Origin of the sequence: Rhizobium pisi (assembly GCF_003938655.1) — a bacterium.
GTDB lineage: Bacteria > Pseudomonadota > Alphaproteobacteria > Rhizobiales > Rhizobiaceae > Rhizobium > Rhizobium pisi.
This window is the reverse complement of record NZ_RJJT01000002.1, coordinates 191,777-207,044: the sequence shown is the minus strand read 5'-3', so window position 1 is coordinate 207,044 and position 15,268 is coordinate 191,777. Positions and strand designations below refer to the sequence as shown.

The 15,268-nt window shown below is 62.1% G+C and carries 13 protein-coding genes; 9 read left to right on the top strand and 4 right to left on the bottom strand.

Annotated features, from left to right (window positions below):
• Window positions 1–114: 114 nt before the first annotated feature.
• Window positions 115–1,173: a LacI family DNA-binding transcriptional regulator gene (locus tag EFD55_RS03585; RefSeq protein WP_125843061.1), complete on the top strand. Its 1,059-nt coding sequence runs from the start codon at window positions 115–117 to the stop codon at window positions 1,171–1,173.
• A gap of 54 nt (window positions 1,174–1,227) precedes the next feature.
• Here the strand turns inward: EFD55_RS03585 and EFD55_RS03580 are convergent, their stop codons facing one another.
• Window positions 1,228–2,139 carry a dihydrodipicolinate synthase family protein gene (locus EFD55_RS03580; RefSeq protein ID WP_125843059.1) on the bottom strand — a complete coding sequence of 304 codons (912 nt, stop codon included), beginning with the start codon at window positions 2,137–2,139 and terminating at the stop codon, window positions 1,228–1,230.
• Between the two features lie 152 nt (window positions 2,140–2,291).
• On the opposite strand from EFD55_RS03580, the gene EFD55_RS03575 reads away from it, so the two are divergent.
• The gene (locus tag EFD55_RS03575) at window positions 2,292–3,005 is read left to right on the top strand and encodes a GntR family transcriptional regulator (RefSeq protein WP_125843057.1); all 714 of its coding nucleotides are present in this window, start codon (window positions 2,292–2,294) and stop codon (window positions 3,003–3,005) included.
• Between the two features lie 29 nt (window positions 3,006–3,034).
• Window positions 3,035–4,177, top strand: coding sequence for a M24 family metallopeptidase (locus EFD55_RS03570; protein ID WP_125843055.1), 1,143 nt, complete (start codon window positions 3,035–3,037; stop codon window positions 4,175–4,177).
• 39 nt (window positions 4,178–4,216) lie between these two features.
• On the opposite strand, the gene EFD55_RS03565 is transcribed toward EFD55_RS03570, so the two are convergent.
• The 3 genes from EFD55_RS03565 to EFD55_RS03555 form a co-directional block, all read right to left on the bottom strand.
• Window positions 4,217–5,317, bottom strand: a complete 1,101-nt coding sequence (locus tag EFD55_RS03565) for a serine hydrolase domain-containing protein (protein ID WP_205909772.1) — start codon at window positions 5,315–5,317, stop codon at window positions 4,217–4,219.
• 249 nt (window positions 5,318–5,566) lie between these two features.
• Window positions 5,567–6,904 carry an alpha-L-fucosidase gene (locus EFD55_RS03560; RefSeq protein WP_125843053.1) on the bottom strand — a complete coding sequence of 446 codons (1,338 nt, stop codon included), beginning with the start codon at window positions 6,902–6,904 and terminating at the stop codon, window positions 5,567–5,569.
• Between the two features lie 27 nt (window positions 6,905–6,931).
• Window positions 6,932–7,939, bottom strand: coding sequence for a LacI family DNA-binding transcriptional regulator (locus EFD55_RS03555; RefSeq protein WP_125843051.1), 1,008 nt, complete (start codon window positions 7,937–7,939; stop codon window positions 6,932–6,934).
• A 193-nt stretch (window positions 7,940–8,132) separates the two neighbouring features.
• On the opposite strand from EFD55_RS03555, the gene EFD55_RS03550 reads away from it, so the two are divergent.
• The 6 genes from EFD55_RS03550 (at window position 8,133) to EFD55_RS03525 (ending at window position 15,222) form a co-directional block, all read left to right on the top strand.
• Complete coding sequence (locus EFD55_RS03550; protein ID WP_125843049.1) at window positions 8,133–10,058, top strand: ABC transporter substrate-binding protein; 1,926 nt, start codon at window positions 8,133–8,135, stop codon at window positions 10,056–10,058.
• A gap of 101 nt (window positions 10,059–10,159) precedes the next feature.
• Complete coding sequence (locus EFD55_RS03545; protein WP_125843047.1) at window positions 10,160–11,146, top strand: ABC transporter permease; 987 nt, start codon at window positions 10,160–10,162, stop codon at window positions 11,144–11,146.
• 12 nt (window positions 11,147–11,158) lie between these two features.
• On the top strand, window positions 11,159–12,292 hold the full coding sequence (locus tag EFD55_RS03540; protein ID WP_125843045.1) for an ABC transporter permease: 1,134 nt from the start codon (window positions 11,159–11,161) through the stop codon (window positions 12,290–12,292).
• Window positions 12,282–13,331, top strand: a complete 1,050-nt coding sequence (locus EFD55_RS03535) for an ABC transporter ATP-binding protein (RefSeq protein WP_125843043.1) — start codon at window positions 12,282–12,284, stop codon at window positions 13,329–13,331. Before EFD55_RS03540 ends, EFD55_RS03535 begins: the two co-directional genes overlap by 11 nt.
• Window positions 13,331–14,389 (top strand): ABC transporter ATP-binding protein, encoded by a 1,059-nt coding sequence (locus EFD55_RS03530; RefSeq protein WP_125843041.1) that lies wholly within the window; start codon window positions 13,331–13,333, stop codon window positions 14,387–14,389. Before EFD55_RS03535 ends, EFD55_RS03530 begins: the two co-directional genes overlap by 1 nt.
• A complete protein-coding gene (locus EFD55_RS03525; RefSeq protein WP_125843039.1) occupies window positions 14,389–15,222 on the top strand; it encodes a 5-deoxy-glucuronate isomerase in 834 nt (277 codons plus the stop codon). Before EFD55_RS03530 ends, EFD55_RS03525 begins: the two co-directional genes overlap by 1 nt.
• Window positions 15,223–15,268 lie beyond the last annotated feature (46 nt).

The following is a 15,268-nucleotide window of genomic DNA, read 5'->3' as shown; positions in this document are numbered from 1 at the left end:
TCTCCATATAACGTTCTACATTTTTTTCGGATGTGCAATAGAAATTTCGTCGCCGGTCTGCCATGGTGGTTCTGCGGGCAATTGTTGACGGCCCGCTGTAAGCCCAGAGATTTCATGTCGATCGAAGACAAACAAAAACTGCAACGAAACGATCGCGTGACGATCCGGACAGTGGCAACCCACGCAGGCGTATCGGTCGCCGCGGTTTCCAAGGTGATGCGAAACGCCTACGGCGTCAGCGAAGGGTTGCGGGCAAAGGTGACCGATGCCATCGACGCGCTCGGATATCGCCCCTCACGGGCCGCGCGTGGACTGCGCGGCCGGAGTTTCACCATCGGTGTGCTCCTGATCGACATCCGTAATCCCTTCCTTCCCGAGGTGATTGCCGGCGTCAACGCTGTGCTGGCGCCTTCGCATTACCAGGCGATGATCGGCGTCAGCGATGCGCGCGTGCAGCTGGAGACGTCTTTGATCGAGTCGATGATCGACTACAAGATGGACGGCCTTATCCTCGTTGCGCCACGCCTGCCCTCTGAGATCATCGCAAAATTCGCGGTCCAGATCCCGATTGTCGCGGTCGGTTACCATGATGCCGCCGCAACGGCCTTCGACACCGTTAATGCCGACGATCAGCGCGGGGCGGAGATCGCGGTCGAAGCGCTTCTCGCTGAAGGCTATTGCGATATCGAAATGCTGAGCCTCGGCGAGCGCGAGGGGCACGCAGTTTCAGTCGTCCGCCAGCGTGAGATCGGGTTCCGCCGGGCGATGCAGCGCGGCGGGTTCGGCTCCTCCGCGCCGATCGGAAAAATCCCTATCGCCTCGCCCAAGCGGGAAGAGGCGATGCGAAAGTTCCTGTCAAGGAAAGACAGGCCGCGCGCGGTGTTCTGCTGGAGCGATCTCGACGCGATCACTCTTCTAAGCCTGGCCATGGAGATGGGCGTGCGCGTGCCCGAAGACCTCGCCGTCATCGGATACGACAATTCGTCGACCGCGGCCCTTGGCCTCGTCAATCTCGCCAGCATCGATCAGTCGGGCAGGGAACTCGGCCAGGTCGCCACCCGAACCCTGATTTCCAGGATAGAAGGCCGCACCAGTGCCGAGCATATTTTCCAGATACCGTCACTGATCAGCCGCAACAGCCTAAGCCGTTCCGCCGGCGCTTCGGGCGCCTAGCGCGAGGTATGGAAAGGCCGGCAGCGGCTATGAGCGCTTGCCGGCCTCTTTGTCTCAGGCCGCCTGACGGGCCTTCGAGGGGCGCGTCGCGGCGGCTTTTTCGACCATTGCCGTGACTTCGGCGCGGCGGGCGCCCGAAAGCGGCAGGCGCGGCAGGCGGACGCGTTCGGAGCCGCGGCCCATGATCTGCTCGGCGAGCTTGATCGACTGAACGAGGTCATGTTCGGCATCGAGATGCAGAAGCGGCATGAACCAGCGATAGATCCTGCGGGCCTCTTCCCAATCGCCGCGATCGGCGGCCGCAACGAGTTGCACGGATTCCTCGGGGAAGGCGCTGGTGAGGCCGGAGACCCAGCCCTTGGCGCCGAGCATCAGGCCCTCTAGCGCAACGTCGTCGAGGCCGGCGAAAATATCGAAGCGATCGCCGAATTCATTGATGAGATCGGTGAAGCGGCGCGGATCCGGCGCGCTTTCCTTGACCGCCTTGATATTCGGCACGTCTGCCAGCACCTTCAGCACATCGGCGCCGATATTGACGCGGTAAGCCGGCGGGTTGTTGTAGAGCATGATCGGCAGCGAGGTCGCTTCGGCGACGGTTCGGAAATGCGCGATCAGTTCTTGCGGCTTCGGCACATAGACCATGGCCGGCAGCAGCATCAGCCCGTCGGCGCCAAGCTTTTCGGCATCGCGGGCATAGGCGACGGCACGGCGCGTGTCGAATTCGGACACGCCTGTCACAACGGGAACACGGCCGTTGACGACCTCGACGGCGGCTTTGAGGATCGTGCGTTTCTCATCGGGATCGAGCGAATTGTTTTCGCCGCACGTGCCCATGACGATCAGCCCGTTGACGCCGTCGTTGACGAGTGCGTCCTGGACACGCTGGGTCGCGGACAGATCCACGGAAAGATCTTCGTTGAATTGCGTCGTTACGGCGGGAAATACGCCCTTCCATCCTGTTGTCATCGATCGAAACTCCGTTAAGATTGATTTCGTTATATACAAACTGTCGACAAGACTCAATCGTCCTGATCTCGAATAATTCGGGAACCCATGGACGCCGTTGCGGGAAACGGCAGAAACGCAATACAAGGCTTTCATGAAAGAGGACGGACGGAATGCAGAATGACGCGGAACATATACGGGTGCGCGGCTCGGGCACGCAGAGCGTCTATGTGACGCTGCGTCGGGAAATCCTGTCGATGGCGCTGGAACCCGGCAGCCCGCTCGACGAGGTCCGGCTGTCCGAGCGCTTCGGGATGTCGAGGACACCCATTCGCGAGGCGCTGTTGCGGCTTGCCGCCGACGGGCTAGTCACGACGCTGCCGAACCGGAACACGATCGTTGCGCCGATCGATTTCGCAGGCCTGCCCACCTATTTCGAAGCGCTGACGCTGATGTACCGCGTCACGACGCGCGGGGCGGCAGAGCGGCGAAATGGTGACATCATGAGGACCATCCGCCGACACCAGAAAGACTTCGCCGACGCCGTTGCCGCGCGCGACCCCTATGCGATGATCGAGGCGAACCGCGAATTCCACGTGGCGATTGCCGAGCTTGCCGGCAATTCCTATTACACGACCTTCTTCGCCAAGCTGCTCGACGAAGGCCGGCGCATCCTTCGCCTCTACTATGCGACCTTCGACGACCGGCTGCCGCGCCAATATGTCGATGAACATGAGGAAATCATCGCCGCCATCGAGGCCGGCGACGCCGAGCGCGCCGACCGGCTGGCAATTGCGCACGCCGCGCAGATCGTCCGTCAGATTCAGGACTATCTCGCCCGCGACCTCGACCGGCCGGTGGCGATCGACATATCGCAAAACCGCTGAATCAAGCTGAGAAAAAACAGGAAAACGACATGTCGTGGCAGCACCCTGTACCCCGCATCACCGAGGAAGAACGGCAGGTCCGTCTGTCGAAACTCCGGCAAGGGATCGAAGCCGAAGGGCTCGCCGGCGTGCTTCTCGGGCCGACCGAGAGCCTGCGCTATTTCACTGGTCTCGTCTGGCATCCGAGCGAAAGATTCCTCGGCGCGCTGGTGACTCCCACGGCAGTCTCCTACATCGTTCCGGGATTCGAACGCAGCCGCGTCGAAACCCTGCCGCATCTGCCCGGCGAAATCCTGGTCTGGGAAGAGGAAGAGAGCAGTGCTGCCCTCATCTCCCGGCTTGTCGGCCGGGGCGGGCGGCTTGCGCTCGACGACGGTCTGCCGCTTTTCTTCTATCACGCATTGGCAGCGGCGATGGGCGCCGAAAGGCTTTCTAATGGCGGGCGGCTGATCCGCGGCCTGCGTCGTATTAAATCGGATGCGGAGATCGCGCTCATCCAATATGCGATGAACCTGACGCTCGATGTCCACAGGCAGGTGCATGCGCTGATGAAGCCGGGCGTGAGGGCATCCGAGGTGGTCGATTTCATCGATCGCCGGCATCGCCAGGCCGGCGCCGACGACGGGTCGACATTCGCAATCGTCTCCTTCGGCGCGGCGACCTCGCTCCCGCATGGCGCCGACGGCGATCAGGTCCTTGGCCAGGGCGACGTCATTCTGGTCGATACCGGCTGCCGGATCGACGGTTATCATTCCGATATCACCAGGACTTATATGCTGGAGGGCGGCGACAGCGCCTTCGAGCGCGCCTGGTGGATCGAACGCGAGGCGCAGCAGGCCGTTTTCGACGCAGCCCGGATCGGCGTGGCCTGCTCAATCCTCGACGATGCCGCCCGCAAGGTGCTTGCCCGGCACTCCCTCGGCCCCGATTACCGCCTGCCGGGACTGCCGCATCGTGCCGGTCATGGCCTCGGGCTGGAGATCCATGAAGAGCCCTATATCGTTCGCGGCAACGATACGCCTCTTGCCGCCGGCATGTGCTTTTCCAACGAACCGATGATCGTCTTTCCCGAAAAATTCGGGATCCGGCTGGAGGACCATATCACCATGACTGCCGAAGGCCCGCGCTGGTTCACCAATCCGGCGGCGGGACCGACCGAGCCGTTCTCCTGAACGGCGCCGTCTCCCGCCCGCTCAGGCCGAGCCGGTTTTTCAGGTGGCCGTCAGGCTGGGCAGAAACACCTCGTACAACAATGCGGCAGGGGCTCTCCACTGGTCGGGAGAATCGTAATTGCCGGTGGCAATGGCAAGGACGAAGTCAAAGCGCGGGAAAACAAACAGCCGCTGCCCGCCATTTCCAATTGCGGCGATGAAGCGCTCGCCATAGGTCCCAGTCCTATCCGTGATGGCTTCCTCACCCACATACCACAGGTAGCCGTAATGCATTCCCGGCCAGCCGATATCGACCATCGCGGCGGGCTGGAAACTCTGGTCCAGCCAGGATTTGGGAACGACGGAACGACCGTCCGATCTGCCACCGTCCAATATCATCTGCCCAATTCGAGCCAGCGAGCGTGGCGCCATCCGCAGCCCCGATGCGGCCGATGCCTTGCCGTCTTGGCCACGGATCCACTCGATGGTGTCGATCCCGAGAGGGGAGAACAGCTTTTCGCTTGCGAATTCCGGCAAGGATTGATCGGTGCCTTGCTCAATGATCTTGCCAAGCAGTGCAACAGCCCCGCCACTGTAGATCCATCCGCGTCCGGGCTCCGCAAGGATCGGGCGGTCGAGGATGAAGCGATAGCGATCCTGCGCCTGTTCCATGGCGATCTCGCTGTTGGCCGCATCAGTATAGGGCGCATTTTCGTTCCACTCCATGGCAAGCGTCATCGTCAACGCATGTCGGATGGTCAATCGTCTGCGCTGCGGGTCGCTGGCAAGATCGGAGTATTCGGGAAACTGCTCGATGATCGGTTCATCAAGCGCCGGCACGCGACCCTCTTCAAGTGCGATGCCATAGAGCAGACCGACGATGCTTTTGGTGACGGATCTGATATCGTGGAGCGTGTCCGGCCCGAATCTGACATTCCCGAGCGGCCGCCCCCACGTCATGTCGTTGCCGTCGAAATACCGCTCGAAGACGATACGGCCGCCGCGAAGGGCTACGACCCCATGCAGGCCCGCAAGCCTGCCACTTTTCTCAAAGTCGTCAAAGCGTTTTACTGGATCGGACTTGAATCCCGTCTCGCCCAAAGCGGCAATCTGTAGGTCGGTATGCTTTCCATATGCGATAGTCGGCGTCGTGCTCACCATGATCGTCGCTCCGATATGTCTGGGGATCTCGCTGCAATTTATTCGGGTGGTCATTGCTAGCCAATTCTGGCGCGAAATTCCATCGGGCTTTCGCCGAGCTCAACCGCAAAGGTGTTGCCAGTCTCGCGAGCGATGACATCTGAGCCCCGAACGACGGCCTCGATCTCGGGCCGCCGCGCCGTGAGCCTTTCATCCCAGTAGCTCGATCACGTTCTCAAAATCGGACCGATTCATCGCTTTCGCTGCATCTCAATCCTGAAGGCCGGCCGCGCTCGCGGCCTTGAGCTTGACCTCGATGACCGGGACCACGACCTTGGGCCGGCGCACCGGCAGGACGAATGTCAGCTCGTCTTCGGCGACGGGGAACTGGGTGTTCACCCACAATGTGTTGCTGGACGGGCGCAGCCAGGTGACCTCGCTGCCATCATGCAGGAATTGCGCATATTCGATCTTCCCCGCCAGCGCATCGAAATGCAGATGGCGATAGGGCCAGTTGAAGAGGTGGATGTAGAGGCGGTCGCCATTCTGGGTCAGCCGGCAATCGGGCGGGGCGGTAAAGTCGGACTGAGTGCAGCCGACGATGCTGCGCTCGTGCACTGCCATCCATTCCTCATACGTGGCAAGAGCTGATATCGCACGGTGATCGAGCGTGCCGCGAGCCGTCGGCCCAACGTTCATCAGGAGGTTGCCGCCCATGGCGACGGTGCCAATCAGCATCTGTACCAGTTGCTCGGCACTTTTCCAGGTATCCTCATCGCGGTGATAACCCCAGGAGCCGCTGAGCGTATGGCAGGCCTCCCAGACGACGCGCCTGCCGTCGCGTTTCGGCCAGGCGCGCGGCATATATTGCTCCGGCGTGACGATGTCGGGCTGCAGGCCGGCGAGATCGAGCCGGTTGTTGATGATGATATCGGGGGCAAGCTCGCGCACCAGGCGCACGAGTTTCTCGCTTTCCCAGTCCCGATGGCCCTTGCCGACCAGTTCTCCGAGTTTCCACTGCGGATAGCTGAAATCGAACCACATGATGTCGATCTGGCCGAACTCGGTCAGCAACTCGCGCACCTGCTCGCGCATGAAGGCGGCATAGCGCTTGATGTCGCGGCCTTCGTTGATCTTCATCGCATCGGGATGATTGCGCTGCGGGTGGCGCGGATCGACGGTGAAGTCGGGATGATGCCAGTCGATCAGCGAGTAGTAGAAGCCGATCCTCAGGCCCTCCGCGCGAAAGGCATCGACAAAGGGGCGCAGCAGATCTTTTCCGTAAGGCGTGTTGGTCACCTTGAAATCGGTCGCCTTGGTGTCCCAGAGGCAGAAGCCTTCATGGTGCTTGGTCGTCAGCACCACATATTTCATGCCGGCAGCCTTCGCGCGTCTCGCCCATTCTCTGGGATCGTAGAGATCGGGGTCGAAGTGATCGAAATATTTCTGGTAGTCGGCATCGTTCAGTTCTTCACGGCTCTTGACCCATTCATGACGGGCCGGCAGGGCATAGAGCCCCCAATGCACGAACATGCCGAACCGGTCGTGGACGAACCAGGCCTTCTTCTCCTCAGGCAAGGCCAGTGACTGCAGATTATCGGCATCCATGGATATTCCTCCTATTGGGATTGGAGTTCAGGTCGTTTCGCGGACAATGAGCTCGGGTACGATGACGATGCCGTGCTGGCGGTTCTTGGTGGCGATGCGGCTGAGCAGCAGGCGCACGGCTTCCTCACCCATTTCCCGCTTCTGCACCCGCAAAGTGGTGAGCGCCGGAGACAGCAGTTCGGCCGTCGGAATGTCGTCGAAACCGATCAGGGCAATCTGCTCGGGGATCGAAATGCCGGCAGCCCGGCAGGCCTTCATGGCGCCGATCGCATTGAGGTCGTTGTAGCATACGAGGGCGTCGATGCCGGGCGCTTCCGCTAGCAATTGTGCTGCCGCCGTCTGTCCGCCCGCCGCGGTCGGATCGCAATAGACGATGCCTTCCGCCTTGAGCCCGTGGGCCGCCAGCGTCTTGCGGACACCGACGAGACGGCTCTTGCCGCCGAACGAACTGCGTGGTCCCGCGACGATCGCGATCTTGCGGCGCCCGCGCTCGACCAGGTGATCGATGGCGCGTGAGGCTCCGGTCTCGTAGTCCGTGAGGATCGTTCCCGCGATCTCGGTAGGGGCCTCGCGGTTGATCAGCACAACGGCGCGGTGAGGCGCGAGCGCCTTGTGCAGAGCGGCATCCGGCAGCCGCGCGCTGCAGACGATAATCCCGTCGACCCGATGGCGCAGCAGCGCTTCGATGAGCTCGCCCTCGCGCTTGCTGTTTTCGACGACATTGGAGAGCAGCAGGTTGTAACCGGCGGCAGTCGCCGCATCCTCGGCCCCCCGGATGACCTCGGGAAAGAACGGGTTGGTGATGTCGGGAACGAGAAGGCCGATGGTCTTCGATCGATCGGAGCGCAATCCGCGCGCAAAGGGATTGGGCCGGTAATTGAGTTCGTTGGCTGCCAGGATAATGCGCTGAGTGGTCTCCGCGCTGGCGCCGCCCTGGTCGTTGAGTACGCGCGACACCGTCATCGGTGACACGCCTGCGGCGCGGGCGACATCGGCGATGGTTATTTTGGATTCTGGCTCTTTGGGGCGGCTCAACTGGGATGTCTCTTTGGATAGTAGGAATTTGAGATAACGATAACTAACATAATTTCCGGGAAAGCCAAGGCAGTTCCGGACTCTGAGTACGACAACAAAAAACTCTTTGACACGATTTAACGGTAACGATAACGTAATGGAAAGAGGAGAATACGTTAACGATAACCTAGAACGCGATCGTTGGGAGGAGAGAATGCAGCACGTCAGAATTCTACGACGGCAGGTCGTTTCGACCATTGCCGCGGCGATCCTCATTGGTTCCAGTTGGGCGGGCGCCGCCTTCGGCTTTCAAGAGGCGCCGGAACTCAAGGCGCTCGTTGATTCCGGCAAGCTGCCGCCGGTCGACCAGCGATTGCCCAAGGAGCCGCTGGTGCTCACGCCGCTGGAATCGGTAGGTACCTATGGCGGCACCTGGCGCACGGCCACCTTTGGCGGCGGCGACAGCGAGATCGAGCGTTCGATCGGCTATACCAGGCTGGTCCGCTGGAACCCGGAATGGACCGAGGTGATCCCCGATATCGCCAAGAGCGTCGAGGTCAATGACAACGCCACCGAATATACCTTCACCCTGCGTGCAGGCACGCGCTGGTCGGACGACGAGCCCTTCACCGCCGACGATCTGGTGTGGTGGAACGAGAACGTGCTGCGCAACACCAAGATCACGCCGGCCGCACCCGACTGGCTGACCGCGGGCGGAGAGACCGTCAAGGTCGAGAAACTCGCCGACGACAAGGTCGTCTTCAAGTTTGCCGCGCCGAACGGCCTCTTCCTGATGAATATGGCAACCGTGCGCGGCTCCGATATCCTGGCCGCCGCGCCGGCGCACTACCTCAAGCAGTTCCACAAGGATTTCAATCCCGACGGCATCGACGCCCTGGTGAAGGCGGCGGGGGCAACCGACTGGGTTCAGCTCTTCAACAACAAGATCGGCTTTCCCGGCCGCTGGCGCGATCTCGGTCGTCCGACGCTCGATGCCTGGGTGCTGACGGCACCCTATAACGGCACCACCCAGGTCGTTGCCGAACGCAATCCATATTACGCCAAGGTGGATACGGCCGGAAACCAGCTTCCCTACTTCGATCGCATCACCATCGACGTGATGCAGGATACCCAGGCGATCATCCTGAAGGCGATCAGCGGCGAAATCGACATGCAGAACCGCTTCATCGAGACGACGGATGCCCGCACCGTGATCGTGCAGAACCAGCAAAAGGGCGGCTACGGCCTCTTCGTCGCCCGGCCGGCATGGTCGAATGCCCTGCTGATCACCCTCAACCAGACCCATAAGAATCCGGCCTTGCGCGCCGTCTTTTCCAACAAGGATTTCCGCATCGGCCTCAGCTACGCCATCAACCGCGAAGAGCTCAACCAGCTGATCTATGCCGGACAAGCCAAACCCTATCAGGCCGCACCCCGCGAAGGCAGTGCACTCTACGACGAGAAAATGGCGACGCAGTATCTGGAATATAATGTCGATCTCGCCAATCAGTATCTCGACAAGGCAGGCCTGACCAAACATGACGCCGAAGGCTATCGCCTCGGCCAGGACGGCAAGCGGATCACCTTTGCGATCGACGCCTTGACGGGAAGCCCGATCCAGATCGACGCCCTCGAGATGATCCAGCGCTACTGGCGGGCCGTCGGCATCGACATGCAGCCCCGCCCGGCCGAACGTTCGCTGATCTTCTCCCGCCTGCAGAACAATGAGAATGACGGCCTTGGATGGGTTGGCGGCGGCGGCTACGACTTCCTCGGCCTGCTCGATCCCAAATGGTATTTCCCGCACGAATACGAGTCGAGCTTCGCGACGGCCTGGGGCCTCTATTACCAGAACCCCAAGGATCCGAACGCTGAGGAGCCGAGCCCCGCTGCCAAGAAGCAGATGGATCTCTACCGGCAGGTGCAGGAAGCCCCGACTCTTGAAAAGCAGCTGGCCGCGATGAAAGAACTGCTGGCGATCACCCGTGACGAATTCTACGTCATCGGCACCAACCTGGAGCCGGATCGCGTCGGCATCGTCAAGACCAATATGCGCAATGTCCCGAAGGTCATCCCCAGCACGTCGTTCTACATGACGCCGGGACCGGCAAAGCCGGAGACCTTCTACTACCAACAATAAAGACAAATGATCGGCGGGAATGGCGTCCGCGGGCGCCATTCCACCACCAGCCCCGCCCAATCCCAATCCGATCGGCGATCGCCGGTTGAAGGAGCTTGAACATGGCCGGCTTCGTCATCAGACGTCTGCTCTACATGATCCCGATGATGTTCGCGATCTCGGTCGTGACCTTCATCATCATCCAGCTGCCGCCCGGCGACTTCCTGACGGCGATGACCGCGCGTCTGGCCTCCCAGAACGAAACGATCGACCCCGGTGTGATCGCCGGCCTGCGCGAACGCTATGGCCTCGATCAGCCTTGGGCGGTCCAATACTGGAAATGGATCAGCGGCATCCTGCTGCGCGGCGATTTCGGCCAGTCCCTCGATTGGAACAAGCCGGTCAGCGAGCTGATCTGGGCGCGCATGGGCATGACGATGGTGGTCTCGGTCACCACGCTGCTGTTCGTTTGGGCGGTGGCCTTTCCGATCGGCATTTACTCGGCTGTGCGGCAATATTCGGTGGGCGATTACGTCGCCACCTTCTTCGGCTTTCTCGGCCTCGCCATCCCGAACTTCCTGCTGGCGCTCGTGCTGATGTTCGTCTCGTCGCAGTATTTTGGCCAAAGCGTCGGCGGGTTGTTTTCGCCCACCTACATCAACGCCGCCTGGAGCTGGGCCAAGCTCGGCGATCTCATCTCCCATATGTGGATACCGGTCGTCGTGCTCGGCACCGGCGCCACCGCGGCGCTGATCCGCATCATGCGCGCCAACCTGCTCGACGAGCTCAACAAGCCCTATGTCGATATGGCGCGCGCCCGGGGTTTGAGCGAAATCCGGCTGCTGCTGAAATATCCGGTGCGCGTGGCGCTCAACCCCTTCGTCTCCACAGTCGGCTGGGTGCTGCCGCACCTCGTCTCGGGCTCGGTGGTGGTTTCGATCGTCCTCAGCCTGCCGATCACAGGGCCGCTTCTGCTCAATGCGCTGTTTGCCCAGGACATGTATCTGGCCGGCACCTTCATCCTGCTGATGAGCATGCTGACCCTCATCGGCACGCTGATCTCGGATCTGCTGCTCGCCTGGCTCGATCCCCGCATTCGCAACGGATGAAGGACATACAAAATGACAGATCAAGCCATCGCGCTGTCGCCTGAACCCGTCCAAAACGCTGACGCCCTGGCCGGACAATGGAAGCTCATCTGGTGGCGCTTCTGCCGTCATCGGCTGGCGCTCGCCGCAGGCATCGTCATCTTCCTGATCTACCTGGTCGCCCTATTCGCCGACGTCCTCGCCCCGGTTTCGTCGCAGACCTACGATTCCCGCTACACCTATGCGCCGCCCCAGCAGCTCAGATTCGCCGGCTACGATGCGGCGGGCGGATTTCATCCGCTTTACGTCAACGGCTATTCGATGAAGGTCGATCCGATCGCGCTCAGCCGCGATTACGCGCCCGATCCGGCCATCGTCATTTCTGTCGGCTTCTTCGTGAAAGGCGAACCCTATCGGCTCTGGGGGCTGTTCAATATTGATCGGCACCTGATAGGCCCGACCGAGCCCGGCAAACCATTCTACCTGTTCGGCGCCGACCGGTTGGGCCGCGACGTCTTCAGCCGGACGGTCCACGGCACCCGCGTTTCAATGTCCGTGGGCCTCATCGGCGTCGCGATCAGCCTCGTCCTCGGCATCATCCTGGGCGGTATCTCCGGCCTCTATGGCGGCTGGGTGGACGATGTGATCCAGCGCTGCATCGAGCTTATCAACTCGATCCCGACCATCCCGCTGTGGATGGGCCTCGCGGCCGCCGTCCCGATCAGCGCCGATCCGGTCCTGGTCTATCTCTGGATCACGGTCATCCTGTCGCTGATCGGCTGGACCGATCTCGCGCGTGTGGTGCGCGGCCGCTTCCTGTCGCTGAAAACCGAGGATTTCGTCCTCGCCGCTGGTCTCGATGGTTGCTCCCGGATGCGCATCATCTGGCGGCACATGGTTCCGTCCTTCATGAGCCACATCATCGCCTCGGTGACGCTCGCCATCCCGACGATGATCCTGGCCGAAACCGCGCTCTCCTTCCTCGGCATCGGCCTGCGTCCGCCTGTCGTCAGCTGGGGCGTGCTGCTGCAGGAAGCGCAGAACATCCTCGCGGTCTCAAGCGCACCCTGGCTGTTTCTTCCCGGCATCGCGGTGATCGTCACGGTGCTCGCCCTCAATTTCCTTGGTGATGGATTACGCGATGCTGCAGATCCCTATGAATACTGACTCCAATTTCGCCGCCGCCGGCGGGCGGCGCGCCGATCGCGACCCGCTGATCGAGGTCGACGATCTCAGGACCCACTTCTTCGGCGGTTTGGGCACGATCAGGGCGGTCGACGGCGTCTCCTTCACCGTCCCGCGCGGCAAGACGGTCTGCGTTGTCGGCGAATCCGGTTCGGGCAAGAGCATCACCGGCCGCTCGATCCTCAATCAGGTTCCGCGTGGCGGCCGCATCGTCTCGGGCGCGATCCGCTACCGGCCCGATCCGGACGCACCCGCCGTCGATCTCGCGGCGCTCGATCCGCGCGGCCGTGACATGCGGGCGATCCGCGGCGCTCAGATCGGCCTGATCAGCCAGGAGCCGATGGCCGCCCTTTCGCCCGTCCATACGATCGGCAACCAGATGGTGGAAGTGATCCGCCTGCATCTGAAGATGGGCCGCAAGGAGGCGCGCGAGCATGCGATCGAGACCCTGGCTCTGGTCGGCATTCCCCGGCCGGCCGAGCGCATGGAAAGTTACGCATTCCAGTTTTCCGGCGGCATGCGCCAGCGCGTCTGCATTGCGCTGGCGCTCGCCTGTCGCCCGAAGCTGCTGATCGCCGACGAGCCAACCACGGCGCTCGATGTCACCACCCAGGCCAACATCCTCGATCTCCTGGCCTCGCTGCAGGCCGAATTCGGGCTCTCGGTGCTGTTCGTCACCCATGATCTCGGCGTCGTCGCCGAGATCGCCGACGAGGTCGTCGTCATGTATGTCGGCCGGGTCGTGGAGGCGGGCGACGTCGACACGATCTTCCACGCGCCGGCCCATCCCTACACCAAGGCGCTGCTGCAGTCGGTGCCGCGCATGCATGGGCAACCCAGCGAACGGCTCGCGGTCATCGACGGCATGGTGCCTTCGCGTTTCGCCCGGCCTGAAGGCTGCAGCTTCCATCCCCGATGCAAGCAGGCGAGGGCGGGTCTTTGCGACCGGAATGACCCTCAATCCGTCGTCATTGGCGACGGGCACGTCGCCAGCTGTCTGCTTTACGAAGGAGGACGATGATGGCCGGTCCCGCGACACCACGCAGCCCGCTGCTCGAACTCAACGACCTCAGGATGCATTTCCCCATTCGCAAGGGCGCGTTCCGGCACGTGGTCGGGCACGTCAAGGCGGTCGACGGCGTTTCGCTTCGCGTCGAGGACGGCGAGACGCTTGGCATCGTCGGCGAATCCGGTTGCGGCAAGTCGACGCTTGCCCGCACCGTCCTGCGCATCTATCGGCCCACAGGCGGGGAAATCCGCTATCGCGACCGCAGCGGCGGCACGGTCGATCTCGCTGGGCTGTCGGGTCCTGCCCTCAAGGAAATCCACCGCGACCTGCGCATCGTGTTCCAGGACCCGCAATCCTCGCTCAATCCGCGCCTTCCCGTGATCGACATCATCGGCGAGGTCCTCAGCGTCAACGGCATCGTCAAGGGCCGGGAACTCGAGCACCGGGTCGCCGATCTCATGCGGAGCGTCGGCTTGCGGCCCGAATATATGCGCCGCTATCCCCACGCTTTCTCCGGCGGTGAGCGCCAGCGCATCGGCATCGCCCGGGCGCTTGCGTCCAATCCGCGCCTCGTCATTGCCGACGAGGCCGTCTCGGCGCTCGACGTCAGCGTGCAGGCGCAGACCATCAACTTGCTGCAGGACCTGCAGGAGCAGTTCGGGTTGACCTATCTCTTTGTCGCCCACGATCTCTCGGTCGTCCGGCACATCTCCGACAATATCGCCGTCATGTATGTCGGCCGGGTCGTCGAAAAGGCTCCGACCGAGCAGATCTTCTCGCGCCCGCTCCACCCCTACACCGAAGCGCTGCTCTCTGCAGTGCCGATCGCCGATCCGAGGATGCGCCGCCACGGCCAGCGCATTCGGCTGGGGGGCGAGGTCGCCGATCCCGCCCATCCGCCGCCCGGCTGCGCATTTCATCCGCGCTGCCGCCACGCCACCGAGCTTTGCAGGCAGGAGGTGCCGGCCTTGCGCACTGTCACAGCTGACGGGCACGCAGTCGCCTGCCATCACGCCGAAGCTTTGAGCCTCAATCCCTTTGCCGACCGTACCATTCCGGAGTTCAATTGATGCCCGATTTCATTCCACGCTCCGAGCAGCGTCCTATTGTGGATACCTCCTCCAAGACGCTCGATCTCATTTACTTCGATCTCGTCATGCTTGCCTCCAACGAGCAGGACACCCGGCGATTGCTCACGCATGAAAGCCTCTATGTCGTGCTGTCGGGTCGGGTGGATATCGAGGTGGATGACATCTTGTTCGAAGCTGTGGGCCGGCGAGCCGATATCTGGGGAGGCGATGCGGACTCGGTTTACGCGCCGGTCGGCGCCAAAGTCCGGATATCGGCTCACGGCGGACCTGCGGAAGTTGCTATTGCCGGCGGCCTCTGCGACACGCGTTACGCCCCGTTCCGGGTCACGCCCGCCGAGGTCGACGCGGTCAATGTCGGCTCGCTGGACACACACAGCCAGCGGCGGATTGTCCACCTGCTCGGCCAGCGACAGAACGGACGCTGCGGCAATCTCCTGGTCAGCGAACTCTATGCCGGCGAGGGCTGCTGGTCCGGCTATCCCCCGCACAAGCACGACACCGAAGACGGCGATGCCGAGACCCGGCACGAGGAGCTCTATCACTATCGCTTCCAGCCCGAGACCGGCTTCGGCAGCCAGATCACCTATGACGAGGACGGCCCGGTCAAGATCCTGATGACCCGCCACGGCGACACCTTCCTGCTCGACCGGGGTTACCACCCGACGGCCACCTCGCCGGGGCATCGCGGTTATATCTTCACCATTCTCGTCGGCAAGCATCGCCGCGGTCTGATCCAGCGCTTCGATCCCGCCCATCAGCATCTGACCAAAACCATCCCCGGCATCGATGCGATGCGCGACAAGTTCAAATGATCAGGCTTCTGCCGCATTGCGGAACTGGCAACCTTCCGTCCAAGGA

Bases quoted from the DNA above. Each gene is read 5' to 3' on its own strand.
- EFD55_RS03565 (WP_205909772.1), bottom strand. From the start codon at position 5,317: ATGGTGAGCACGACGCCGACTATCGCATATGGAAAGCATACCGACCTA.
- EFD55_RS03550 (WP_125843049.1), top strand. From the start codon at position 8,133: ATGCAGCACGTCAGAATTCTACGACGGCAGGTCGTTTCGACCATTGCC.
- EFD55_RS03540 (WP_125843045.1), top strand. From the start codon at position 11,159: ATGACAGATCAAGCCATCGCGCTGTCGCCTGAACCCGTCCAAAACGCT.
- EFD55_RS03575 (WP_125843057.1), top strand. From the start codon at position 2,292: ATGCAGAATGACGCGGAACATATACGGGTGCGCGGCTCGGGCACGCAG.
- EFD55_RS03545 (WP_125843047.1), top strand. From the start codon at position 10,160: ATGGCCGGCTTCGTCATCAGACGTCTGCTCTACATGATCCCGATGATG.
- EFD55_RS03580 (WP_125843059.1), bottom strand. From the start codon at position 2,139: ATGACAACAGGATGGAAGGGCGTATTTCCCGCCGTAACGACGCAATTC.
- EFD55_RS03570 (WP_125843055.1), top strand. From the start codon at position 3,035: ATGTCGTGGCAGCACCCTGTACCCCGCATCACCGAGGAAGAACGGCAG.
- EFD55_RS03560 (WP_125843053.1), bottom strand. From the start codon at position 6,904: ATGGATGCCGATAATCTGCAGTCACTGGCCTTGCCTGAGGAGAAGAAG.
- EFD55_RS03535 (WP_125843043.1), top strand. From the start codon at position 12,282: ATGAATACTGACTCCAATTTCGCCGCCGCCGGCGGGCGGCGCGCCGAT.
- EFD55_RS03585 (WP_125843061.1), top strand. From the start codon at position 115: ATGTCGATCGAAGACAAACAAAAACTGCAACGAAACGATCGCGTGACG.
- EFD55_RS03530 (WP_125843041.1), top strand. From the start codon at position 13,331: ATGGCCGGTCCCGCGACACCACGCAGCCCGCTGCTCGAACTCAACGAC.
- EFD55_RS03525 (WP_125843039.1), top strand. From the start codon at position 14,389: ATGCCCGATTTCATTCCACGCTCCGAGCAGCGTCCTATTGTGGATACC.